This window comes from Salegentibacter sp. BLCTC (genome assembly GCF_015143665.1).
GTDB lineage: Bacteria > Bacteroidota > Bacteroidia > Flavobacteriales > Flavobacteriaceae > Salegentibacter > Salegentibacter maritimus.
Window position 1 is genome coordinate 192,909 of sequence record NZ_WYEW01000008.1, and the last position, 23,929, is coordinate 216,837.

24 protein-coding genes are annotated in these 23,929 nt (G+C 37.7%); 16 read left to right on the top strand and 8 right to left on the bottom strand.

Features of this window, described 5'->3' with window-relative positions:
* The first annotated feature begins 9 nt into the window (after positions 1-9).
* The 6 genes from GUB10_RS11810 to egtD all read left to right on the top strand — a co-directional run bounded on the left by GUB10_RS11810 (position 10) and on the right by egtD (position 5,709).
* Positions 10-1,704 carry a NupC/NupG family nucleoside CNT transporter gene (locus GUB10_RS11810; protein WP_193711661.1) on the top strand — a complete coding sequence of 565 codons (1,695 nt, stop codon included), beginning with the start codon at positions 10-12 and terminating at the stop codon, positions 1,702-1,704.
* Between the two features lie 79 nt (positions 1,705-1,783).
* A complete protein-coding gene (locus tag GUB10_RS11815; RefSeq protein ID WP_193711662.1) occupies positions 1,784-2,608 on the top strand; it encodes a thymidylate synthase in 825 nt (274 codons plus the stop codon).
* A 32-nt stretch (positions 2,609-2,640) separates the two neighbouring features.
* Positions 2,641-3,018, top strand: coding sequence for an energy transducer TonB (locus tag GUB10_RS11820; protein WP_193711663.1), 378 nt, complete (start codon positions 2,641-2,643; stop codon positions 3,016-3,018).
* A 33-nt stretch (positions 3,019-3,051) separates the two neighbouring features.
* Complete coding sequence (locus GUB10_RS11825) at positions 3,052-3,462, top strand: energy transducer TonB (RefSeq protein WP_227740379.1); 411 nt, start codon at positions 3,052-3,054, stop codon at positions 3,460-3,462.
* Between the two features lie 102 nt (positions 3,463-3,564).
* The gene (egtB, locus tag GUB10_RS11830) at positions 3,565-4,728 is read left to right on the top strand and encodes an ergothioneine biosynthesis protein EgtB (RefSeq protein ID WP_193711664.1); all 1,164 of its coding nucleotides are present in this window, start codon (positions 3,565-3,567) and stop codon (positions 4,726-4,728) included.
* Between the two features lie 12 nt (positions 4,729-4,740).
* Positions 4,741-5,709, top strand: a complete 969-nt coding sequence (egtD, locus tag GUB10_RS11835) for an L-histidine N(alpha)-methyltransferase (RefSeq protein ID WP_193711665.1) — start codon at positions 4,741-4,743, stop codon at positions 5,707-5,709.
* Here the strand turns inward: egtD and GUB10_RS11840 are convergent.
* Entirely contained in the window at positions 5,706-6,791 is a 1,086-nt protein-coding gene (locus GUB10_RS11840; RefSeq protein WP_193711666.1) for an aminotransferase class V-fold PLP-dependent enzyme, read from the bottom strand. The genes egtD and GUB10_RS11840 overlap by 4 nt on opposite strands.
* A gap of 63 nt (positions 6,792-6,854) precedes the next feature.
* Between GUB10_RS11840 and GUB10_RS11845 the strand changes: the two genes are divergently transcribed.
* The 5 genes from GUB10_RS11845 (at position 6,855) to fabD (ending at position 10,261) form a co-directional block, all read left to right on the top strand.
* Positions 6,855-7,352, top strand: a complete 498-nt coding sequence (locus GUB10_RS11845; protein WP_193711667.1) for a 2TM domain-containing protein — start codon at positions 6,855-6,857, stop codon at positions 7,350-7,352.
* A gap of 4 nt (positions 7,353-7,356) precedes the next feature.
* A complete protein-coding gene (locus tag GUB10_RS11850; protein ID WP_193711668.1) occupies positions 7,357-7,839 on the top strand; it encodes a dihydrofolate reductase in 483 nt (160 codons plus the stop codon).
* On the top strand, positions 7,826-8,677 hold the full coding sequence (locus GUB10_RS11855; RefSeq protein WP_193711669.1) for a fructosamine kinase family protein: 852 nt from the start codon (positions 7,826-7,828) through the stop codon (positions 8,675-8,677). The genes GUB10_RS11850 and GUB10_RS11855 overlap by 14 nt, the downstream gene beginning before the upstream one ends.
* Before the next feature lie 99 nt (positions 8,678-8,776).
* Positions 8,777-9,280, top strand: a complete 504-nt coding sequence (locus GUB10_RS11860) for a pyridoxamine 5'-phosphate oxidase family protein (protein ID WP_227740380.1) — start codon at positions 8,777-8,779, stop codon at positions 9,278-9,280.
* A 99-nt stretch (positions 9,281-9,379) separates the two neighbouring features.
* Complete coding sequence (fabD, locus tag GUB10_RS11865) at positions 9,380-10,261, top strand: ACP S-malonyltransferase (RefSeq protein WP_193711670.1); 882 nt, start codon at positions 9,380-9,382, stop codon at positions 10,259-10,261.
* Positions 10,262-10,501: 240 nt separating this feature from the next.
* On the opposite strand, the gene GUB10_RS11870 is transcribed toward fabD, so the two are convergent.
* A complete protein-coding gene (locus GUB10_RS11870; RefSeq protein WP_193711671.1) occupies positions 10,502-11,782 on the bottom strand; it encodes an amidohydrolase family protein in 1,281 nt (426 codons plus the stop codon).
* A gap of 10 nt (positions 11,783-11,792) precedes the next feature.
* Entirely contained in the window at positions 11,793-12,926 is a 1,134-nt protein-coding gene (locus tag GUB10_RS11875) for a DegT/DnrJ/EryC1/StrS aminotransferase family protein (protein WP_193711672.1), read from the bottom strand.
* Between the two features lie 94 nt (positions 12,927-13,020).
* Here GUB10_RS11875 and GUB10_RS11880 point away from each other — a divergent pair, with 94 nt between their 5' ends.
* The 4 genes from GUB10_RS11880 (at position 13,021) to GUB10_RS11895 (ending at position 15,159) form a co-directional block, all read left to right on the top strand.
* Positions 13,021-14,277 carry a 3-deoxy-D-manno-octulosonic acid transferase gene (locus tag GUB10_RS11880; RefSeq protein WP_193711673.1) on the top strand — a complete coding sequence of 419 codons (1,257 nt, stop codon included), beginning with the start codon at positions 13,021-13,023 and terminating at the stop codon, positions 14,275-14,277.
* 61 nt (positions 14,278-14,338) lie between these two features.
* Positions 14,339-14,569 (top strand): hypothetical protein, encoded by a 231-nt coding sequence (locus tag GUB10_RS11885; protein WP_193711674.1) that lies wholly within the window; start codon positions 14,339-14,341, stop codon positions 14,567-14,569.
* A gap of 129 nt (positions 14,570-14,698) precedes the next feature.
* Positions 14,699-14,977, top strand: a complete 279-nt coding sequence (locus GUB10_RS11890; RefSeq protein WP_193711675.1) for a hypothetical protein — start codon at positions 14,699-14,701, stop codon at positions 14,975-14,977.
* Positions 14,978-15,003: 26 nt separating this feature from the next.
* The gene (locus tag GUB10_RS11895) at positions 15,004-15,159 is read left to right on the top strand and encodes a hypothetical protein (RefSeq protein ID WP_193711676.1); all 156 of its coding nucleotides are present in this window, start codon (positions 15,004-15,006) and stop codon (positions 15,157-15,159) included.
* 70 nt (positions 15,160-15,229) lie between these two features.
* Here GUB10_RS11895 and GUB10_RS11900 read toward each other — a convergent pair whose 3' ends face one another.
* From GUB10_RS11900 to GUB10_RS11915, 4 genes are all read right to left on the bottom strand, one after another.
* The gene (locus tag GUB10_RS11900) at positions 15,230-16,003 is read right to left on the bottom strand and encodes an XRE family transcriptional regulator (protein WP_193711677.1); all 774 of its coding nucleotides are present in this window, start codon (positions 16,001-16,003) and stop codon (positions 15,230-15,232) included.
* A gap of 76 nt (positions 16,004-16,079) precedes the next feature.
* Positions 16,080-16,454: a response regulator transcription factor gene (locus GUB10_RS11905; protein ID WP_193711678.1), complete on the bottom strand. Its 375-nt coding sequence runs from the start codon at positions 16,452-16,454 to the stop codon at positions 16,080-16,082.
* 9 nt (positions 16,455-16,463) lie between these two features.
* Positions 16,464-19,118: a PAS domain S-box protein gene (locus GUB10_RS11910; protein WP_193711679.1), complete on the bottom strand. Its 2,655-nt coding sequence runs from the start codon at positions 19,116-19,118 to the stop codon at positions 16,464-16,466.
* A gap of 341 nt (positions 19,119-19,459) precedes the next feature.
* A complete protein-coding gene (locus GUB10_RS11915; RefSeq protein WP_193711680.1) occupies positions 19,460-20,206 on the bottom strand; it encodes an SDR family NAD(P)-dependent oxidoreductase in 747 nt (248 codons plus the stop codon).
* Positions 20,207-20,405: 199 nt separating this feature from the next.
* Between GUB10_RS11915 and GUB10_RS11920 the strand changes: the two genes are divergently transcribed.
* Positions 20,406-21,083 (top strand): M15 family metallopeptidase, encoded by a 678-nt coding sequence (locus GUB10_RS11920; protein ID WP_193711681.1) that lies wholly within the window; start codon positions 20,406-20,408, stop codon positions 21,081-21,083.
* 208 nt (positions 21,084-21,291) lie between these two features.
* Here the strand turns inward: GUB10_RS11920 and GUB10_RS11925 are convergent, their stop codons facing one another.
* Positions 21,292-23,745, bottom strand: coding sequence for a zinc-dependent metalloprotease (locus GUB10_RS11925; protein WP_193711682.1), 2,454 nt, complete (start codon positions 23,743-23,745; stop codon positions 21,292-21,294).
* Positions 23,746-23,929 lie beyond the last annotated feature (184 nt).

The window sequence follows — 23,929 nt, forward strand, 5'->3', positions numbered from 1 at the left end:
CTCCCATTTATGAATAAAACCTGGTTTTGCCTGATTTTAGTTCTTTTAAGTGTGACCGGCACTTTTTCCCAAAATATTTCAAAAACCTGGACTCTTGATAAAGAACAAGACAACCAGGAGACTTTTGCGCAGGGACACAACTTACATTTAGATGAAGGCATCTTTAACATTAGTACAGCTAAAGATACACTTGCCTCAGGAGATTATATTCTACAAAACAAACTTCTCGTTTTATTTTACAGCCCACCTCAAGACAGCATTGTAAATTACAGAATTTCTGCGCTTACAGATTCCAGCATGACGCTAAAGGAGGCTGATAAAGAATTTTACTTTAAGACCGAAGATTTTAACAATCTCGAAGAGGTTGTTCCTGCTAAATTGGCAAAAGAAATGGTGCCCAGTGCCGGGATATCCTTTAATAGTATTTGGAGGGGAGCATTAGGCATGCTAAGCTTATTATTTATTGCTTTCTTATTTAGCAGCAATCGCAAAGCCATTAATTGGAAAACCATTGGTATTGGACTTAGTGCACAATTGTTATTGGCAATTGGCGTTTTAAAGATTAGTTTTATTCAAAAAATATTTGAATTTATAGGAAATATATTTGTACTAATTCTTGATTTTACAGCCGCAGGCAGCGAATTTTTACTTGGCGGAATGATGGATGTAGACAGTTTTGGTTTTATTTTCCTTTTTCAGGTATTACCCACTATTATCTTCTTTTCAGCATTAACTTCTGTATTATTTTATCTTGGAATTATTCAAATTGTGGTTAAGGGAATGGCGATGATACTTACCCGTTTAATGGGAATATCTGGAGCCGAAAGCTTAAGCGTAGCAGGAAATATATTTCTTGGACAAACCGAAGCCCCACTTATGATTAAGGCCTATTTGGAACGAATGAACCGTTCTGAAATTTTACTGGTTATGATTGGCGGAATGGCTACCGTTGCAGGTGGTGTGCTCGCAGCATATATTGGTTTTTTAGGAGGTGACGATCCAGAACTAAGGCTTCAGTTTGCCAAACATTTACTGGCAGCTTCAGTAATGGCAGCGCCCGGCGCCATTGTGGTTTCTAAAATACTATATCCCCAGGAAAATAAAATTAATACCAATGTGGAGGTATCTTCAGATAAAATTGGTTCAAATATCCTTGACGCTATAGCCAACGGAACTACCGAAGGTTTAAAACTTGCCGCAAACGTTGCAGCCATGCTCCTGGTTTTTATCGCTTTTATAGCTATGATCAATTATATTTTAAACTGGACAGGATCCTGGACCGGCATGAACGCTTTTCTAGCCGAAAACACCCCCTACTCCAGCTTTTCACTTGAAGCTATTTTAGGAACAATTTTCGCCCCCCTCATGTGGCTTATTGGTGTTGCCAAAGAAGATATGATGCTTATGGGACAATTGCTGGGAATAAAGCTAGCTGCAAGTGAATTTGTAGGCTACGTACAACTGGCCGATCTTAAAAACACCGCAAATGCACTTAGCCTTAATTATGAAAAATCTGTGATTATGGCCACCTATATGCTTTGTGGTTTTGCAAATTTTGCCTCTATAGGAATTCAAATTGGAGGGATTGGATCTCTTGCCCCGGGACAAAGAAAAACCTTATCAGAATTTGGAATGAAAGCCCTAATTGGAGGGACTATCGCTTCTTTGCTCTCTGCCACCCTTGCCGGGATGATAATTGGGTAATTTATTAAAAAATCTTTAAGAATTGTATTTGAACAGCTTTTGCTATTTTAGCAAAACTAATCTTCTGCAGCGCAAACTTATGAAACAGTACCAAGAACTTTTACAGCATATTTTAGATAACGGAACCGACAAAGGCGATAGAACCGGCACAGGCACCAGAAGTATCTTCGGGCATCAGTTAAGGTTTGATCTTAGCAAAGGCTTTCCCATGGTCACTACCAAAAAACTACACCTAAAATCTATTATTTACGAACTCTTGTGGTTCTTAAAAGGCGATACCAATGTAAAATACCTCCAGGAAAATGGGGTGCGGATTTGGAACGAATGGGCAGACGAAAATGGCGATTTGGGCCCTGTTTACGGAAAGCAATGGCGAGATTGGAATGGCGAAGAAATTGACCAGATCAAAGAAATTATAGAAACCTTAAAAAAGAATCCTAACAGTCGTAGAATGTTGGTTTCGGCCTGGAACCCATCAGTTCTTCCAGATTCTTCTAAATCATTTCCAGAGAATGTAGCCAATGGAAAGGCAGCACTGCCGCCCTGTCACGCTTTTTTCCAATTCTATGTTGCCGATGGTAAACTTTCGCTTCAACTTTATCAAAGAAGTGCCGATGTATTTCTTGGGGTACCTTTTAATATTGCTTCGTATGCATTATTAACTATGATGATGGCACAGGTTTGTGGGTATGAACCGGGGGACTTTATTCATACATTTGGCGATGTTCATATATATAACAACCATATGAAGCAGGTAAAACTGCAACTTTCCCGAGAGCCCAGGGCGCTTCCAACTATGAGCCTTAACCCCGAAATAAAAAATATTTTTGATTTCGATTATAAAGATTTTAAATTAGAGAATTACAATCCGCACCCGGGAATTAAAGCCAAGGTTGCGGTATAATATATAATTATCTAATTAAAATTTTAAAATTTATGAAAAAGTTATTGCTTATCGCAAGTATAGTAGTTGGAGGTTTAACCACTGTTCAGGCCCAGCAAACTTCTCCGGTTTGGCCAGGTTGTGAAGACTCCGAAGACTTAAAAGCCTGTTTTAATCAAAAACTATCTCAACACGTAAGAGAAAATTATGAGTATCCTCAAACCGAAGACGGTGATTATGTGCGGGGAAAAGTAAAAATCTCTTTCACCATTACTGAAGAAGGAAAAGCCGTAGTAAAAAAGGTAGAAGGATCTGAGCCAAAAGTAAATGCTGCAGCCAGAGAAATGATTGAAAAAATTCCTGATATGAAACCTGGAACCTTAAATGGCGAACCAGATGACCGCAATTTCACCGTCCCATTTAATTTCTAGAGAACAGCTCTACAACCACTAACAGCCCGAGCCATGAAAAAATTAATGTTCTGCTTCTTTTTATTAACCGGCACTTTTTTGTTTGCCCAAAACGACGTAGAAGTTAAAGGAAATACGGTTACGGTAAAGGAAAAGGCACCGGTTTGGCCGGGATGTGAATCTAGCGAAGATTCAAAAAAATGTTTCAATCAAAAATTGATGGAACATGTAAAGTCTAATTATAAATATCCTCGTAACAATAAGGGGGAATTTATAAGAGGAAAGGTGGTTGTAAAAATGCATATAGATGAAGAAGGTAAAACAGTAATCAATACTGTTAAGGGCGATAAAAAAGAAGTAATTGCCGCAGTAAAAGAAATGCTTAAAAAGATGCCTAAAATGAAACCAGGCACTCGTGGCGGAAAGCCTACAAAAATAAGCTACACCCTCCCTTTAAATCTATAAGGGTCTCATTATACTTTAACTTGGCGTTAACTAGCTTAAGTTTTAGACCGAAAGAAAAAATTGTAAATTTGAGTGATACCCAAAAAGGTATCACTCTTTTTTATGCAATCACAAAAACAATTACTCGACTTTTTTAATAAAACCAGGGCACAATCTGAACTGATTTGTTCCTTTTTGGAAACAGAAGATTATGTGGTGCAACCAATAGAAAATGTGTCGCCCCCAAAATGGCACCTTGGGCATACTACCTGGTTTTTTGAGGAATTTGTTTTAAAACCACACCTAAAAAATTATCAACTTTTCGATAAACATTCGGCTTACGTTTTTAATAGTTACTACGAAAGTGTAGGCGATAAAGTAATAAGGACCAATCGTGGTAATTTATCGCGACCAACGGTAGCCTGGGTTTATAAATACCGAAATTATGTTTCAAAAGCTATAGAACAATTTCTTCAGGAGAGCAGTATTTCTAAAGACTTATGCAGCATAATTGAGATAGGTTGCCATCATGAGAAACAACACCAGGAACTCTTATTAACAGATATCAAGTATATTCTTGGAAACAACCCACTATTTCCGGAATATAACGATCAGTTTAAAGAAAATCCCATCGAGGATTTTAAGCAGGAATGGATCTCAATTTCTAAAGGTGTTTATGAAATAGGCCATAAATCTGATGGCTTCTACTATGATAACGAACAGGGGGCTCACAAGGTCTACCTAAATGATTTTAAAATTTCAAATAAACTGGTTACCAATGCCGAGTTTATTGAATTCATTGCATCAGGGGCTTATAAAGATGTGCTATTATGGCACGCCGAAGGCTGGGACTGGATTAATTCTAATAAAATTGAAGCTCCGTTTTACTGGCACAAAATAAATGGAGAATGGCATCAATACACTTTAAACGGACTTACAAAACTAATCCCGGAAGCTCCATTAAGTCATATTTCTTATTATGAAGCATTTGCTTTTGCGCAGTGGAAAGGTTTAAGATTACCCACAGAATTTGAATGGGAAACCGCACAAAAATATTTTAAATGGGGATACCGCTGGGAATGGACAGAAAGTGCTTATTCGCCCTACCCTAATTACACCAGGCCTGAAGGCGCATTGGGTGAATACAACGGAAAATTCATGGTAAACCAAAAAGTTTTACGAGGAGCTTCAGTTGCCACTTCCAAAAAGCATACACGCCACACGTATCGCAATTTTTTTCATCCACATTTACGCTGGCAATTTACGGGATTAAGACTGGCCAAATAACCAAAAAACTAAATGAAAACCACACCTACTACATTCCAATCGGCGTTTGAAGAAGACGTTTACAAAGGCCTAACCAGTTTTCCGAAATATTTACTTTCCAAATATATTTACGACCAAAAAGGGGATAAACTTTTCCAGCAAATAATGGAAATGCCTGAATACTATCTTACTAACTGCGAGTTAAACATACTGGAGCATCATAAAGCTGCTATTGCCGAAATATTTAATAAAGAAGGAGGATTTGACCTTATTGAATTAGGAGCAGGAGACGGAAAAAAAACCAAAATCCTCTTACAACATTTGGTAGCTAAAAAATACGATTTCAATTATCTACCTATAGATATTAGTCAGCATGTACTGGAAGAATTACGAGATTCTTTAAAGAATGAAATACCCGAAGTGAAGGTAAAAATTCAACAGGGCACCTATTTTAAAACCCTCGAAAACCTGGCCGATTATAACAATCGCCGTAAAGTAATCCTGGTGTTGGGCTCCAATATTGGGAATCTTTTACACGAAAACGCAATAAACTTTCTTCGTAATATTCAAAAAGCCATGAATTTTGAAGACCGTCTATTTATGGGTTTTGATCAGAAAAAAGATCCGCAAAAGATTTTAGACGCTTATAACGATAAGACCGGCATTACAGAAGCTTTCAACAAAAATTTACTGGCAAGAATAAATAAAGAATTAGACGCCAACTTTAATTTAGGCAATTTTAAACACTGGGAAACCTACGACCCCGAAACCGGAACCGCAAAAAGCTATTTGGTAAGTAGAGTAAAGCAAAAAGTGGCTATTAAAAAGCTGGAGCTGGAGGTATGTTTTGATGCGTGGGAAAGCATACACACCGAAATCTCCCAAAAATACGACGATGCCGTGGTAGCCTGGCTGGCGAAAGAAGCCGGTTTAGAGATTCAAACCAGTTTTCAGGACCAGGATAACTGGTTTAAAAACTATGTATTTAGGAAAAAGCATTAAACCCCAAACTCCCTTAATTGTTTTAGGAGGAAATGCAGCTCCTCTTCAGTATTAAAATAGTGAAAACTTACACGAACCCCACCACCCCGCATAGAAGTAATAATGTTTTTACTTTGTAAATGCTGGAATAATTTTTCTCCTCCTTTAATATTAAAAATTGAAGAATGTATTTTTCTATTTACCACGCTTTCTTCCAGTAAATCCATTTTTGTGAATTCACTTTTAGCCTTGTTGCTTAAAGATTCAATTCTTACGGAAATTTCTTTTATTCCAATTTTTTTGATCAATTTTAAGGCTTCAGCTAAGCTTCCGTAATTTAAGGTATCTTGATGCCCCGGTTCAAATTTCCCTATAAAATTACCTTCATGGGCTTTGTATTTACCCCGTAAAGAGCCAAAACCTAAAGTTTTTGGACTAATCCTATTTTCCATTTCTTTTTTAAAGAGCATAAAAGCATTGCCATAGCCGGCATTTAACCATTTATAAGTACTGCAAATAAGCACATCGAGCCCACTCTCCTCAAAATTAAATTCTTCGGTACCGCAATATTGGGTTGCGTCGGCAATAAATAAGGTATCAGGATATTCTTGTTTTAGTTTATTAACAAAACCAAGGTCTATTTTTATACCATTAAGATATTGTACAATACTAAAAGCAAAAAAATCGGGTTGTTTCTTTTTAAAGGCTTCAGCTATATTTTCTTCAAGGTTTTCGTTAATTTCGGCGTATTCAATTTCAAAATTCCTGGATGTGACTGCCCAGTTTAATGACGGATAATCATTTTTAAGCAAGAGCGCTTTTGGGTGTTTATCCAGCCCCTCCAATAAAGTATTAATCCCAAAGGAAAAATTAGGAACCAAGGCCACCCGGGCCGGGGCACACTTAAAGACTTCGCCTACCAATTCACGGGTTTCGGTTAGTACTTCGGCTTGTTTTTCTTTAAACACACTTGCCCCTAGCAGAAAATCCAGGTCATGATTTTGCCTAAACTCCCAAACCGCTTCGGGCAATAAACCTGAAGCTGCGGTATTTAAGTAAGTGTATTGTTCCAATACCGGAAATCCTTTTCTTAAATTCTCCATAATCCTATGTAAATTGTTAACGAAAACTGTAAATTTGGTATAGACACTAAAGTACTTCTTATTATGTTTTCTAAAAAGAAAAACACTTCCAAACTCGATGCCGAGCAGCGAGAACTCTATGAAAATGCGCGTAAACGTACACTTCAAAAAAAGAGGCTATTTCAACATTTTATTATTTTTCTTATTGGTGCCGTTTTCCTTATTGTTTTAAATGTAGTGATTGGTTACAAAGAAAACTTTATGCCCCTTGGCTATAATTGGTTTGTTTGGGCAATTTTAATTTGGAGCTTTCTACTTTTAGCCCACGTTTTTAATGTTTTTATTACCAATAAGTTTTTAGGAAAAGAATGGCAGGATAAACAAATGAGTAAATTAGTACAAAAACAAAAGGAAAAGATTGCAAAAATGCAAAAACAGGTAGAGCAGGATTTCCCTGCAAACCCTCCTTTGCATAAAAATACTGCTGAACCGGAGGTTAAACCTGAATTAAAAGCAGACAACGAGCGATTTAAACCAAAACCCGACCAGCCCGATAAACCGGATCAACCTTACAATACCTAAAACTATGATTACCATGATTGCCGCTGCTGCGGAAAATAATGCCCTGGGAAAAGACCGGGATTTAGTGTGGCACCTACCAGACGATTTTAAGCGTTTTAAGAAACTTACCACCGGGCACCATATTATTATGGGCAGGAAAACTTTTGAATCTTTTCCAAAACCGCTACCCAACCGTACACATATTGTAATTACACGCAATGATAATTATCTAAAAAAAGACGCTATAATTACCTCTTCGTTAGAAAAGGCGCTTGAATTTGCTAAAATAGACCCCCAACCTTTTATTATTGGCGGCGGCGAAATTTATAAATTAGGGATGGAGGTAGCCGATAAAATAGAACTTACGCGTGTACACGGTACTTTTGAAGCTGATACCTTTTTTCCCGAAATAGATGAAAAAAAATGGAAGTTAATAGCCGAAGAGTTTCATCCTAAGGATGAGAAGCACGACTACGCCTTTACTTACCTAACCTATGTTAGAAGATAACATTCTCTTTAAAATAGCTGAAGAGTATAATCTAAACAACGCCGAATTTAGCCGACTTACCGGCGGCGATATTAATGATGTTTATCTCATTACATTTAGTGAGAAAAAGCAGGTAGTAAAACTAAATAATGCCGAAAAGTTTCCCGGTATGTTTGAAGCTGAAAAGGCAGGCCTGGAAGCGCTTAAAAACACGAAAGTAATTGATGTTCCTGATGTTTTAGGAATTGGTAAAATTGAATCTTTTTCATATTTGTTGTTGGAACACAAAGAAAGTGCTACCAAGTCATCTACTTTCTGGCAGGATTTTGGCCGGCAATTGGCAGCCTTACATAAAACTACTGCCAAAGAATTCGGGTTTCACCGGGATAATTATATTGGCAGTCTTCCGCAACAAAATAATACTGCAGCTTCGGCAGCTGACTTTTATATTTCCCAGCGACTGGAACCTCAATTTAAACTGGCGAAAAATAATGGTTTTGACCTTGGTGCTACCGGTTCGTTTTTTAAAAACATTTCAACAATAATCCCCAATGAAAATCCTGCATTAATTCACGGCGATCTTTGGGGAGGCAATTACCTGGTTAATGGAAGCGGCGATCCCTGCCTTATAGATCCGGCCACTTCTTTTGCCCCCAGGGAAATGGACCTTTCTATGATGCAGCTTTTCGGCGGATTTGATAAGGAATTATTCAATAGCTACGAAAAAGAGTTTCCTTTAGAAGCAGGATTTAAAAATCGTATCCCACTTTGGCAACTTTATTATTTATTGGTTCATCTCAATATTTTTGGTGCGGGATATAAGCCACAGGTTACCAACATCATAAAGCAATACACTTAATTTTACAATTCTTAACAGGCCATATTATTCTTTTAGTACTTTCTTAGCGTAGATAGCTTAATATCCTCGTTAAATTCAATTTCCAACTTAAACTAAAAAATGATGAGTACAGAAAATTTGAATAAAGACGAGGCTTTAGACAAGATGAAAACTATGGTGAACAGCATACAAACGGCCATGCTGGTTACAGATTTTAGCAACAAGCCCCTAAGTGCCGTACCTATGACAACCAAAGAAGTAGATAAAGAAGGAAATATCTGGTTTTTTAGCAGGTTAGATAGTGACCATAATGGAGATATCGCAAAAGACGACGACGTACAACTCCTCTTTAGTGACACCTCAGATATGGAATTTATTAGCATTTATGGAAAGGCCAGTATTGAAACCAACAAAGGTGTTTTAAAAGAATTCTACGGAAAAATGGATGATGCCTGGTTTAATGGAGTTGACGACCCCAATTTAACGGCTATAAAAGTGGTTCCTCAAGAAGCTTATTTCTGGGATAACAAGCAAAACAAATTTGTAACTTTTTTAAAAATTGGGGCTGCGGCCATAACCGGTGATAAAAAAGAAATTGGGGAGAAAGGCAAATTGAACCTTTAAAAAATACCCGATTTTACAATTAAAAGACCTCCTGGCAATTCATTTGTTATGAGGTCTTTTTTATTATTTCTATTTTAGCCGAATCTAAATTGAAAAATTATGAAAGCATATATCTTCCCGGGTCAGGGAGCGCAATTTTCGGGAATGGGCTTAGACCTTTTTGAAAAATCTGCGAAAGCACAGGAACTTTTTAAGAAAGCCAATGCAATTTTAGGCTTTTCAATTACCGATATAATGTTTGAAGGCTCTGCTGAAGACCTCAAACAGACAAAAGTTACCCAACCGGCAGTTTTTTTACATTCGGTTATTTTAAGTAAAGTTTTGGGCGAAGATTTTAAACCAGACATGGTAGCAGGACATTCGCTAGGAGAGCTTTCGGCACTGGTAGCAAATAACACGCTTTCTTTCGAAGATGGTTTAAAATTAGTTTATAAACGCGCTATGGCTATGCAGCAGGCTTGCGAATTAGAGCCATCTACCATGGCCGCTGTTTTAGGCCTGGAAGACGAGATAGTAGAAGCCGTTTGTGCTGAAACAGAAGGAACCGTTGTAGCTGCAAATTACAATTGCCCCGGACAATTAGTGATTTCGGGAGATGTAAAAGCAGTAGAAGCCGCCTGCGAAACTTTAAAGGAACGCGGTGCAAAACGTGCTATGATCCTGCCTGTTGGAGGTGCCTTTCATTCTCCTTTAATGGAACCGGCCCGAAAAGAACTGGCTGCAGCTATAGAGAATACTACATTTAATACGCCTACCTGTCCTATTTACCAAAACGTAAGCACGTTTGCAGTAACCGATCCCGAGGAAATAAAGAAAAACCTTGTTTTTCAATTAACAGCCCCGGTAAAATGGACGCAAAGTGTACAAAATATGATGCAAGACGGCGCCAGTAGCTTTACCGAAGTTGGCCCTGGAAAAGTATTGCAGGGTCTGGTTAAGAAAATAGACCGAAAAATGGAAACTGCTTCAGCTTCTATATAGGACTGAGAAAACAGAATTTAAGTAGGCTCTTTGAATAACCAGCTTTCGTCAAGCTGAACATGTTTCAGCTTCTAATACGTTATATCCTGAAATAAATTTAGGATGACGGTCGTAACATGGATATCAAGAGACCGAAGCAGTTTCAAAAAATAAAAAATCCTGAAGCTATAAACTTCAGGATTTTTATTTTTATGTACTTCAAACGAAACTTTTCGACTCTGCCCGAAACAACTAAGGAATTTACTTTTTATATATCTTTCCTTCTTTCATAACGAATTTTACATTTTTTAAAGTTTCTATATTTTGGGTAGGGTCCTCCTCTACAGCTATAATATCGGCATAAAAACCTTCAGCAATTTGGCCAATTTTATTCTCCATTTTTAAAATCATAGCCGGAGTAATTGTAGCACTCTGTATAGCTTCCATAGCCGGCATTCCGGCTTCGGTCATATACACAAATTCCCGGGCGTTTTCTCCGTGTTTAAAAACACCTGCATCGGTGCCAAAAGCAATGCCAACGCCTCTTTTATACGCACGCTCAAACATTCCCTGAATTTGTGGACCTATTTCCCTGGCCTTCGGCACTACAAGTGCCGGATAGTAATTTTCAATCTCAGCGTTTTGGGTTACTTCTTTCCCGGCCGTAATGGTGGGCACCAAATAAGCATTATGCTTTTTCATCAAATCCATTGTTTCTTCGCTCATTTTGGTACCGTGCTCAATAGTTTTTACACCGGCCCTTATAGCCCGTTGCATTCCCTCATCGCCATGAGCGTGGGCTGCTACATGAAAATCATAATCGTTAGCTGTTTTTACAATGGCTTTTATTTCATCTTCGGTAAACTGCGGATTAGAGCTACTTTTTGCGACACTTAAAACCCCGCCGGTAGCCGTAATCTTTATTAAATCGGCTCCATTTTTATAACGCTGGCGTACTGCTTTCGCTGCATCTTCCTGGCCATTTACCACACCTTCCTTTGGCCCCGGATTTCCGGTTAATTTTTTATTCATCCCGTTTGTAGGATCGGCGTGACCACCGGTTGTTGCAAGGGATTTTCCGGCAGTAAAAATTCTAGGCCCAGGCACTTTTCCTGCGTTAATAGCATCTCGAAGCGCAATATTTACACCGCTACCGCCTAATTCCCTAACCGTAGTAAAACCAGCCATTAAAGTTGTTTTAGCAAAACCTACCGAATTAAATGCAGCATCGGCAGGATCCTTTACAAACCGCTCCATATATTTCTGCGGATTGGTTTCACTTTCCAGGTGAACATGCATATCTGTTAATCCGGGCAACACTGTCTTGTTCCGAAGATCGATTACAGAATCCTTCTCATTTTCTGGAGCTACAAATCCGTTCTCCACACTTTTAATCCTTTCTCCGGAAACGATAATGGTTTTCTCAGCTAAGACTTTTCCAGACCTGGTATCTACCAACTTCCCGGCCTGTATATATAAATCCTGGGCCTGAAGCCCGGCACACAGAAATATTCCGAAACAAAAGATTAAAAGTTTTTTCATACTTAAAAGTTTAAGTGTTTAAAAATTGCTTAATGGTTTCTGTAATATAGGAAATTTGTTCTTTATCCAGTTCGGTATGCATAGGCAATGATAAAACTTCCTGTACCAATTGATTGGTCACCGGAAAGTCACTTTCATTATACCTGGAATCGGCATAAGCTTTTTGTTTATGCAACGGAATTGGATAATAAATTCCAAAAGGAATTCCTTTCTCCTGAAGATGTTTTGCCAGGGCATCACGTTTTCCGTTCTTAATTTTCAGGGTATATTGATGATACACGTGGGTATCGCAATCGCCTTTCCTAACGGGAGTTTCTATATGCGCCTCGTCTTTAAAAGCATCATTGTAGCGATTTGCAGCTTCTTTACGAGCCTCGTTATAAACATCTAATTTTGGAAGTTTGGCACGCAAAACCGCCGCTTGCAAACTATCTAAACGAGAATTCACTCCTACTACATCGTGATGATAACGCTCGTACATTCCGTGGTTTACAATGCCTCGAATAGTATGTGCTAATTCATCGTCATTGGTAAAAATGGCCCCTCCATCTCCATAACAGCCAAGGTTTTTAGATGGAAAGAAGGAGGTGGCACCAATATGCCCTATTGCCCCTGTTTTATATGTCTTTCCATTTTTAGAATGATAATTTCCACCTATGGCTTGCGCATTATCTTCAATAACAAATAACTTATGTTCTTCTGCTATTTCCATAATCGCATCCATATTTGCCGGCTGGCCAAAAAGATGAACAGGAACAATAGCTTTAGTTTTAGGAGTTATTGCTTTTTTTATTGCTTCGGGATCTATATTAAACGTATCTGGCTCTACATCTACCAAGACCGGGGTAAGCTGAAGTAAGGCTATCACCTCTACAGTAGCCGCAAACGTAAAATCGGCAGTTATCACTTCATCCCCTGGTTTTAAACCAAGCCCCATCATGGCTATTTGAAGGGCATCGGTACCGTTTGCACATGGTATCACATTTTTTACCTGAAGGTAGTCTTCCAAATCTTTCTGAAATTGCTGAACTTGCGGACCATTAATAAAGGCTGCATTTTCTATCACTTCCTGGAAAGAAGTATTCACCTGGTCTTTTATTCCCTCGTATTGACCCTTAAGATCAACCATTTGTATCTTTTTCATGTAAGTTTTTTGAGTAGCACGAAAATACAAAATAAGCTCCTATTGCCAATCAATTTTAATTAAAGACCTATTTTCGCATTAGAAACCACTTATTTTGAGAGCACTATATAACCTAACTACAAGCATTGCAAAGAGAGTACTTCCGCTGGCCGCCAATTTTAATGAAAAATTAAAATTATTTACAGAAGGCCGAAAATCGGTTTTCAATGAACTGGAAGCTAAAATTAACCCTAAAGAAGAGTATCTTTGGTTTCACGCTGCCTCCTTAGGTGAGTTTGAACAGGCTTTGCCAATTATTGAAGATATAAAAAAAGACTTTCCAAAATTCAGGATTTTGATCACATTTTTTTCTCCTTCGGGCTATGAAAATAAGAAAAACCACCCGTTGGCCGATGTAATCACCTATCTACCACTAGACACCCGGAAGAATGCGAAACGCTTTTTAGCCCTTGTACAACCTAAAATGGCATTTTTTATCAAATATGAAATCTGGCCAAATTTTTTATCAGAATTAAAAAAGCGAGGTATTAGAACGCTATTAGTTTCAGGTGCTTTTAGGAAGAACCAGATCTATTTTAAAGGCTACGGAAGTTTTATGAGGAAGGCACTTTCAAATTTTGATCACTTTTTTGTTCAAAATAAAAGTTCTATGGACTTGCTGCAAAGCATTGGCTTCAATAATATTACGCTAAGTGGTGACACCAGATTTGATCGTGTATCGAGACAAATTAAGCATAACAACAAACTTGATTTCGCCGAAGAGTTTATTAACAACACCCCCTGTTTAGTAGCGGGAAGTACCTGGCCTGAAGACGATGAGCTTATAATTCCGTTTATAAATACAACTTCAGAAAAACTTAAAGTGATTATTGCCCCCCACGAGATAAAGGAAGAAAAGCTAAAGGCCCTGGAAAAGAGAATCACAAAAAAATATATCAGATATTCTAAAAGAGAACATAAAGATTTAAAAAGCTACGATATATTAATATTAGATACTATTGGTCTTTTAGGAAAGGTATACAGTTATGCTGATATTGCTTATGTAGGTGGTGCCGCCGGTACTACGGGACTTCATAACATCCTTGAGCCTGCTACTTTTGGAACTCCTGTGGTAATAGGTAAAAACTATAAAAACTTTCCCGAAGCCATTAAACTTCGGCAATTAGCGGGATTGTTCATGGCAGCCAGTTCTAACGAATTTTCTAACATAAGTAATAAACTAATTACCGACAGAAGTTTTAGGGAGAAAACAGGAATGATAGCCGGCCACTTCATCAACAGTAATACCGGGGCTACCCATAGCGTTATGAAATATCTAAAAAACCTACCTGATTTTGCTAAAGTTTCTTAAAAAAGAAATAAGCATAAAGTTTAAATTGTAATTTCGATCTACTAATCAAAAAAATAAAAACATGAAACGAGTATTTATTACAGGAATATTTTTGTTAGGTACCTTAAGCTTAACCTCTTGTAGGGAGACTGCAGAGGAAAAAACCGTGGTAAAGGAAGTTGAAGTTCAAAAAGAGGCACCAGAACCTGAAGAAGAGGAACAAAAAGGAATCTTAGAGCGTGCCGGTGAAAAAGTAGATAAAAAAGTTAACAAGGAGATTAACGAAGAGATAGACAAAATTGACGATAATTAATTTTACATCTTAAAAAGCTATTTATATCGACAAATTATCTATATTTTAAGAAAAATTTAATGTTATTTGTATCAACGATACAATTTTACCTCTGTAATTTTGTTCTTGAAAACTAGAAACAACCAAATTATGAAACGATCAATTTTAATGCTTGCCATGTTTTTCACCCTTAGTACAGCTTTCACTTCCTGCCGTGAAGTAAAGGAGGAAGAAAATGAAATGGAAATGGAGATGGAAGAAGAAATGGACGAAATGGATAATGATATGGACAATGTTGGAGAAGACATTGAAGACGCTGCCAACGACGTTGGAGATGCTGTAGAAAATGCAGCCAACGAAACCGGGGAAGCAGTAGAAGATGCTGCAAATGAAGTAGAAGATGAGGTAGAAGGTAATGACGACTATTAATTAACCAACATTTTAAAATAAAAAAGATGAAAAAGATAATTTTAATCCTGGCCATTAGTTTTAGTACTGCCGCAGTATTTACTTCTTGTAGAGAAGAAAAATCTGGAGTAGAACAGGCAGCAGACGATGTAGAAGATGCTGCTGAAGAGGCTGGTGAGGAAATTGAAGATGCCGTAGATTAGAGCATTTTTTTACAAGCTAACCAACCAATGGAAAAACCTTTTTGATACATATCAAAAAGGTTTTTTTTATTTATGCCTGTTTTTTAAAAGTTCGAAGCTCTCGTTTAAGATCTTCCATAGATTGTTTTAACTCTCTAAAAAGACCGCTTTCTGAAGGATTATCCAGATTAAAAGTAAGCTTTGAGTTTACCTGCCAAAGCTCCTGAATTTCATTTATATTCACTTCAATAGGAAGATATTCTTCATTTAAGGAGATCAATAATATCTTAGAAGAATCAGGTAATTTCTGTAGTTTTTTTACCAACACAGAGTCTTGTAAAACCACTACATAAATTTTATTGTTGCTGGCCTGGTCCAAATCGGGTACGGCTTTAGCCAAAACCCATTCATTAGGATAATAATTTGGAAGCATACTATCACCTTCAATTTGGAAGCCCCTATAAGTAGCATTTCTAAATTCGGGCAATGGAATATCAAAAGCCGGTAATTGCTGATACCATTCTACATCCTGTACATTATGGGGGTAACCGGCCGCAGCCTTTTGATTTACCATGAGCATATTCTCATTATCTGAAGAATCTACGGTCACTACCTTGGGGCTAACATCGCCTTTACTAAGTTGTAAAAACTTTTGCCCACTTTGCCCAAAAAGCCACAATGGATTAACCCCAAACTGCCCAAGAAGTTCGGCCACCACTTTGCCCGAAAGCTTGGTACGACCCCGCTCAATATCGGCAGTAGAGTTTTTAATCCCTAAAAGATCGGCAAATTCAGATTGGGTAAAGTTATTTTCTTCCCTAATCTCTTTAAAGTGTTTAATTTCAATAGAAGGTGGTTGGCCCATAATTATAATATTTTAGGAATATATCCATTAAAACCCAAATTTATTGGATATATTCCGTATTTACAAAATTATATGCCTATTCTTTTTTCTGTAGAATTGCTTCTATCCTGGCAGTAAGATCTTCCACTTCAAAAGGTTTCGCAATAAAATCGTTGGCACCGGCCGATTTACATTTAGGGCCGGCATCATGTAATGCCGACATCATAAGCACCGGAGTTTGAGCTATTTTAGAGTTTTGCCTAATACCGGCACAAACATCGGTACCATCAACCCCTGAGATAAGCATATCTAATAAAACCAGGTCTATACTTTCTTGTTGAATTAATTCTTCTGCCAGTAGTGGCTTTTCGGTAACCATTACCTGGTAACCATAAAACTCCAGCAAGGTTTTTAGCATCTCCCCTATTCCTGAATCATCATCAACCACCAGAATTTTTGTAGTTTTTTCCATATTTAATAATTAAGAAGTAACGCAAGTAGTGTTCAAAATAAATGAAAATTCTGATCCCTCACCCAGCTTACTTTTAAGTTGTATTTCTCCGTTATGTCTTTCTATAATTTCGTTAGCCAAATATAAACCAATTCCAAAACCCGAGTAAGTTTCTTCCCGCTTAACTTCTACCCGATAGAATCTCCTAAAAATCTTTTTATAATTTTCTTCCCCTATTCCTATTCCAAAATCTTTAACACTTACCCTTACCTTATCTTTACCCTCTCCGGTAATTTTAAGAATTATATTCTGGCTCCCCGGAGAATATTTAATAGCATTCATTACAAAATTTATAATTACCTGCCCAATACGATCCCTATCTGCCATCACCCTAAACTGACTATCACTATCTAAGCTAATCTCGTGTTGGGTATTGGTATAATTGATATCCTGAATAGTTTCTTGAACCAATTCGTTTAAATTGAATTCTTCCTTTTTTAGTTCCAATTGATTTTCCCTAATCCTTGAAAGATCCAGTATTTCTGAAATTAAACGGGTTAACCTGGTTACCTGATGATTTATGCGCTCTAATGAAGGTTTTAGAGGTAGTTTTGAAGCTTCTGCCGCCTCTTGTTTTTTGATTAAGGTTAACAAAAGCTGAACATAGCCTTTTATGGAGGTTACCGGTGTTTTTAACTCATGACTTACCATTTTTAAAAACTCTTCTTTCCGCTTTTCCTCTTCCTTAATCTTATTTATTTCGGTATTTACAGAAATCCACATTTTTATAGAACCATCGTCTTCTTTTACCGCTTCACATCTACTTAGATGCCAAATATATTTCCCTTCTTTATTTTTAAGGCGCAATTGCATCTCCATATTACAACCGGTACTTAGGCAATCTTGCCAGGCACGTAAAAACCCTTCTTTTTCATCGGGATGGATATATTGAAACCATCCCTTTTCTTTAAGCTTTGTAGTGTCGTTTCCGGTAAAATCCAGCCAATTTTTATTGAAATAAATACCCACACCTTCCTTGTTGGATTTAGACACCATTCCGGGCATCAAATCGGCCATTTGCCTAAACTGAAATTCACTTTCCTTTAGCAATATTTTTGATGTAACAGATTCTGTTACATCAATTGCCATATTTAAAATTCCGTAAATCTTCCCGTTTTTGTCCCTTAAGGGTTTATAGGTAAAGTTGTAATAGCCGGTTTGCATTTTACCGTCTATCATTAAATCTACTTTGTCTTCTTTTCCCCAATATGTTTCCCCGGTATCCAAAACATTTCTAAGCAAACCTAAAAAAGGCTGTCCGTCCAGTTCGGGCAAGGCCTTATGTAATGGTGTACCGATAACCGACTTATCTTTACCCCAAAGCTTAATCATAGCATCGTTGGCAAGATCTATGCGCATCTCCTTTCCTGTATAAATGGCAGTAGCTACAGTGGCCTCTTTTACAATACCCTGTAGCCGGTGATCTTTTTCCCTAACCAGGTCTTCCTTATTTTTTTCTTCATGGACATCTATTAAGGTACCTATCATACCTTCGTAATTGCCACTGGAATCAAATTTAGGGCCTGCCTTATCTAACACCCATCTGTATTCTCCTTTTTTCTTACGCAATCTAAAGCCTATACTATAGCCTTTTTTTTGCTCATGACCTTCCAGGAATGATAATTTAGTTTGTTCTCTATCTTCGGGATGAATGGCTTCCAACCACCCTAAACCTTCAGAAGTTTCCTTGTCCTGCCCGGTATAACTATACCAGTTTTTATTGAGGTAAACCGTTTGCCCTTTAGTATCGGAAATCCAAACAATTGCCGGGACAGCATCAATCACTTCCCGTAGGCGTTTTTCGCTATCTTCTACAGCTTTACGTGCCTCTACTTGCTCTGTAACGTCAATCACATGGGCGAAGATCCCATCTATTTTTCCTTTATGGTTTCTGGTGGGTTGGTATACAAAGTTTAGAAAAGAATTTTTAAATTTATCTTCATCTACTTTGAGTTGTACCTGGGTTTCCTTACCTATATAAGGTTCTCCTGTTTTGTATACTTCATCTAAAAGTTCTATAAAACCCTGGTTGCTCACCTCCGGAATCGCTTCTTGCACAGTCTTACCAATAATATCCCTATGCCCTAGCAGTTTCATATAATTCTCATTGGCCACCTCAAAGACATGATTCGGCCCGCGTAATACACATATAGCAGCAGGAGTTTTTGATAGGATATTTTTAAAAATACGATTAAAAACAGCCTCCTGCTTGTCGGTTTTACTCATTTCCTTTAGCTTTCTAAAGCTAACCAAAAGTATATTCTGCACATTAGGAGACTCTAACAAAGAAATATTTACAGCAAACCTCTTTTTTCCTTTCTTCTTAAGACCAATACTAAAAGTCTTCTCATTAATTGCCTCACCTGTTTTTAAGACCCCTTCAAGACTATTCCTAAAGTCAGGTATATCTAATTGCCCTTTGTTTAAGTGAAAAACCGAATCTCCATCCATGGCCTGCCCAATAAGCTTAAACCTATTCTTAAACCCGGTTGTAGCGCTTAAAACACAAAAATTTTCATCTAAAACCAGCAACGGCTCCCTAATAGTTTGGGTAAGCTGTAAGGCATATTTAGTAAGGATATTTTTTTCTTTTTCAGAAAGCTCGTTGGCATGAGGTTTTACCATAAATATAAACTAGATTCTCGGTTAAGATTTGCTTATTTAAAGTTCTAAAATACTATTTTTCAACAGCAATCCACCTCTCAATTTCTTATGAAAATCATAAAGTTATATTTTAGGGAAAGAAAACCAATTTTATTGGCAAGAGGCTTTCTGGATAGTCTACTTTCTTCTAGCTAAATTTTGATTTTAGGCTTTATTCAACATATCTTCAGGTTTTTGATTGTTCACCGATTAAAAAACAGTGTAGATGCTAACAATAACCCCAAAGACCTTTGGAGCAAAGCAAGGAGTTTATTAAACTTTTTCAGTCTATTTATTGTTTACACCAATAAAAACTTAAAATCTTACTGAGACAAATACCCTCCATCTATAGGATAATAAGACCCGGTGGCAAAAGAAGACCTATCACTTGCCAACCATACAAAAAGTTGTGCAACCTCATCTGCTTCTCCCAAACGCCCAATAGGATGAACACTTACCAATTGCGCCAAAAGCTCCTTGTTCAACCCCTCCAATAATGGTGTTTTTATAAAAGCAGGTCCTACAGAATTTACCCGTATTCCTTTCGCCGAATATTCCAGTGCTGCCGATTTTGTTAAGCCAACAACCCCATGTTTGGCTGCCACATAAGCTGATGCATTTGCAAAACCTACACTTCCTAAAATAGAAGCTACATTAATAATACTTCCTTTGCCATTTTTAAGCATCGCAGGAATTTGATAGCGCATTCCATAAAAAACCCCGGAAAGATTAATGTCTATTACTTTATCCCAGGCTTCAATTTCATATTCCCCAACAGGATTTTGAGGACCACCTATACCCGCATTGTTTATGGCAACATCCAGTTGCCCGAACTTTTTTACTGCCTGGGCTACGCTTTTTTCAGAATCTTCTGGCTTAGAGGTATCGGCTTTAAGAAATGCAGCTTCTCCTCCCGATTCCTCAATTTCAGCAACCAAGGCCTTTCCATCTTGTTCATTAATATCGGTTAAAAAAACTTTTGCCCCCTCTTTTGCAAAAACCAAGGCTGTACTTTTTCCTATTCCCGATGCTGCGCCTGTTATAAGAGCTACTTTACCTTTTAATTCCATGACCTGAATATTTAATTAATAAGCTTAAATTTAAGCCTTTAACCAAGAAAAAAGTATGATGAAAATCAGGGAATAATATTTTAAGTAACTTACCTCACAGCAGGTCAACAAAACATTAAAGAAACTTTTTGTAATATCGAGGCAAAGCTCCAAACATTAAGCCTCGATTATCGAGTAATCTGATTTAAATTTAGCCACGATGAAAAACTTAACCTATCTTTTCCTTTTCCTATGCAACTTAAATATAAGCCTGGCCCAGGAAAAAGGACTTCCCAAAGATTTTGTTTATATCAAAGAACAAATCCCTAACATAAAGCTGGATATTAGGTATGCCGGAAGTAATAATTTTATTGGCAAGCCGGTGAATGCCTATTATAAACCGGTTGGCATTTTAACCAAAGTGGCTACTGAAGCACTAAAAAATGCCCAAGATGACCTGATGCAGGAAGGCTATTGCCTTAAAATTTTTGATGCCTACCGGCCACAAATCGCAGTAAACCATTTTATTGAATGGGCCAGACATCCAAAAGACACGCTTACCAAAAATATATTTTACCCTGAAATTGCTAAAAAAGATTTATTTCAGTTGGGCTATATAGCCAGCAAATCGGGGCACTCCAGGGGCAGTACCGTAGACCTCACTATTATAGATATGAATACAGGAAAAGAACTGGATATGGGCAGCAAATATGATTTCTTCGGAGATATTTCCCACCATAATACCAATAAAATTAACAAAGAACAAAAAGCAAATCGTTTGTTGTTAAAACGAATTATGCTCAAAAATGGTTTCCGACCTTATTCCGAAGAATGGTGGCATTATACCCTTAGAAATGAGCCCTACCCTGAAACTTATTTTGATTTTCCCGTGCAATAGTTTTTGACGTCAGGGAAAACTTTAGAGGATAATATAAATGTTTGTTATTTTTCACAAACCTAAAAGCAAGCTCTTTTTTTCAACTTTAAATCTTTACTAAATAGATTCTGAAATAATCGCGAAAGTTTATAGAACAAGTTAAGGTAAAAAAAATAAAACCCCGAAAAACCTTTATGCTTTTCGGGGTTTCTATTGATATTTAAAAAAATTAAGACTCTACCTCCAACGCAGCATCTATTCTGGCAATTAGATCATTCCAATGATATCTGGTAAGCGAATGATTTACCCCAGATTTTCTTCGGTTTATATCTTGCTTTAATGTTTGCATCTCACCACGCATCAATGGCAATATATCCGATTTTAATAAAGCTTCATTTCCTTCTGACTTCATTTTTTTGAGATAATTTGAAGCAATATCCACATAAGAACGTTGTAAATTACGGCGGTACGCATCAACATTTTTACGGCTATAAAGTTCGCTAAAAATGCCTTTTCGTAATTCTTGCATTAAATTAATAGCGGTATAAGCTTCATTTCCGTTTATCTCTTCATTTTCTATCATTCGGTTTAAACGATCTTCATCCAACAAGCTTTTAAGGGCACGGGTCTGTAAACTTTGTACTCTTTCTATAGCTCCTGAAGCTTCAATACGGTCTAATATTTCCTGGTTAAGCAACCATTTGGGCGTGCTAAAAGCCTCATCTACCAAGAACCCTACAGCTTCTTTCTGTTTTTGTTTAGGCACGTTTTTATAAACCACACCATCCTGATTTGAGGTTTTACGAGTTTCATAAACGCCCCCAACATTGGTTACCACGTGAGAAACATAACCTCTCCACATATAGGTTAATTCCCTATAAACCTCTTCCAAATCCTCATAGCCGTAGCCATCTTTGGAGGTCCACTCAATTAAGTTAGGCACCACTCTTTTAAGGTTCGCCAAGCCATATTCACTAGCTTTTACCTGATCGTCTCCCAGGCTTTCACGTTGGGATTGTGGATCTACCCCCCCATAACCGTTTCCAAACTCATACCAGGGGTTTCCTGCTTTTTCCAATATCCAGGCATCTAATTTTTCTTTCTCTGCTTCAGCCGATTTAGCTTCAGGCAAATACCGGTACCCCCAGTTGATGGCATACAAGTCGTATGGCCCCATCATTCTTATATATCGCACGCCTTTATCTTCGGGTTGTGCCACATAATTTACGCGCGCATAATCCATGATAGATGGAGTTAAACCATACTTTTGGGTAAATTCAGCCGACCTTAAAGAATCTGTAGGATAGGCTGAGCTCGCTTTCATATTATGCGGTAAACCGAGCGCATGCCCCACCTCGTGCGCAATTACCATACGCATCATTTCTCCAATTTCCGATTCGGGGGTATTTAAGGTTCTGGCATCTTCGGTTTGGGCACCGGCTTCAATCATAAACCGGTTACGATAAGAGCGCAAGTGATTGTGGTACCAAATAATATCACTTTCTATAATTTCGCCTGTACGCGGGTCGGTTACCGAAGGGCCAACGGCATTTCTTGTGGTACTGGCTACATATCGCACTACAGAATAGCGAACATCTTCGGGGCTAAACTCGGGATCTTCTTCTTTAGTAGGCGGATCCTTGGCAATAACCGCGTTTTTAAATCCTGCTTTTTCAAAAGCCACGTTCCAGTCTTCAATTCCCTGCTTAAAATAAGGCCTCCATTTTTTAGGGGTGGCAGGATCTAAATAATATACAATGGGTTTTACCGGCTCTACCAGCTCTCCACGTTTATATGCTTCAATATCTTTAGGCACTAATCGCCAACGCCTAATTAACTCATAATCATCGGCTTTTAATTCTTCCGAATTATAATTGTACTTATCTATAGTAAACCAGCCCACACGTGAATCTGCAATTCTAGGCTGCATTTTATCGTCTGGCAACAATACCATAGATTGGTTCATCATCATAGAAATAGTCCCGGCCTGGTCCTGTGTTGGTGGTTCTTCGGCTTCGTAAGTCATCACGTGTTTAACCTCTATGTTTTTTGGATACGAATTTGCCGATTCTATATAAGATCTATTTTGATCTAGCCTTCTAACTTTATAACGTTTCCGAAGTGAAGAAGAAAGCCCGTTAATGGCTTTTACTTCGTTTTCAAACAAATCGCCTACTTCAATTACCACACTTGTGGAGTCTGCATTATAAGTCTCAATTTTTGAACTAAATAAAATAGGGAAATAATTATTGGCTTGTACCGATTTGTAAATAGGTGATTCTTCATCACTCATATTTTCAAAGCTAATTACCTTAACATCTATATTCCCCTTTCGTTTGGTCCAACGCACCACCTGCTCATTTACTTTAGAACCGGCATTTACATAGCCCCCACCATACCCATCGGGCACCCCGGCAATACGGCTTACCAAAAGCATATCTTTATCCAGTAAATCTATGGGAATTTCGAAGTAGAGTTTATCGTCTACAAAATGTGTGGTAAAGAGACCTTCGTCTGATTTAGCCGAAGAAGGTATCACCTGATTATAAGATTTGAGACCGTTGGTTGATTTTTTAGGTATGTTTTCGGCCGACTTATCCTTACCGCCAAAAAGAGATTTCTCACTTCCGCAACCAACTGCAAGCATTGCAGCCAGCCCCAGAACAGGTAGTTTTTTTATCATGAATTTTTATTTTGGCTTCAAGATACGGAAAGCTTACAAAAGCCTGAAATAATCGTAAGAGAAGAATTTAGATTGGCAACCAGCCTCAAGCTAAACTTGTTTTTCAGCTTCTAGCATAGTTAAAATATTCACATTTTAAATCTCCAAAAAAATTAGTACAAACTCTGAAACAAGTTTAGGATAA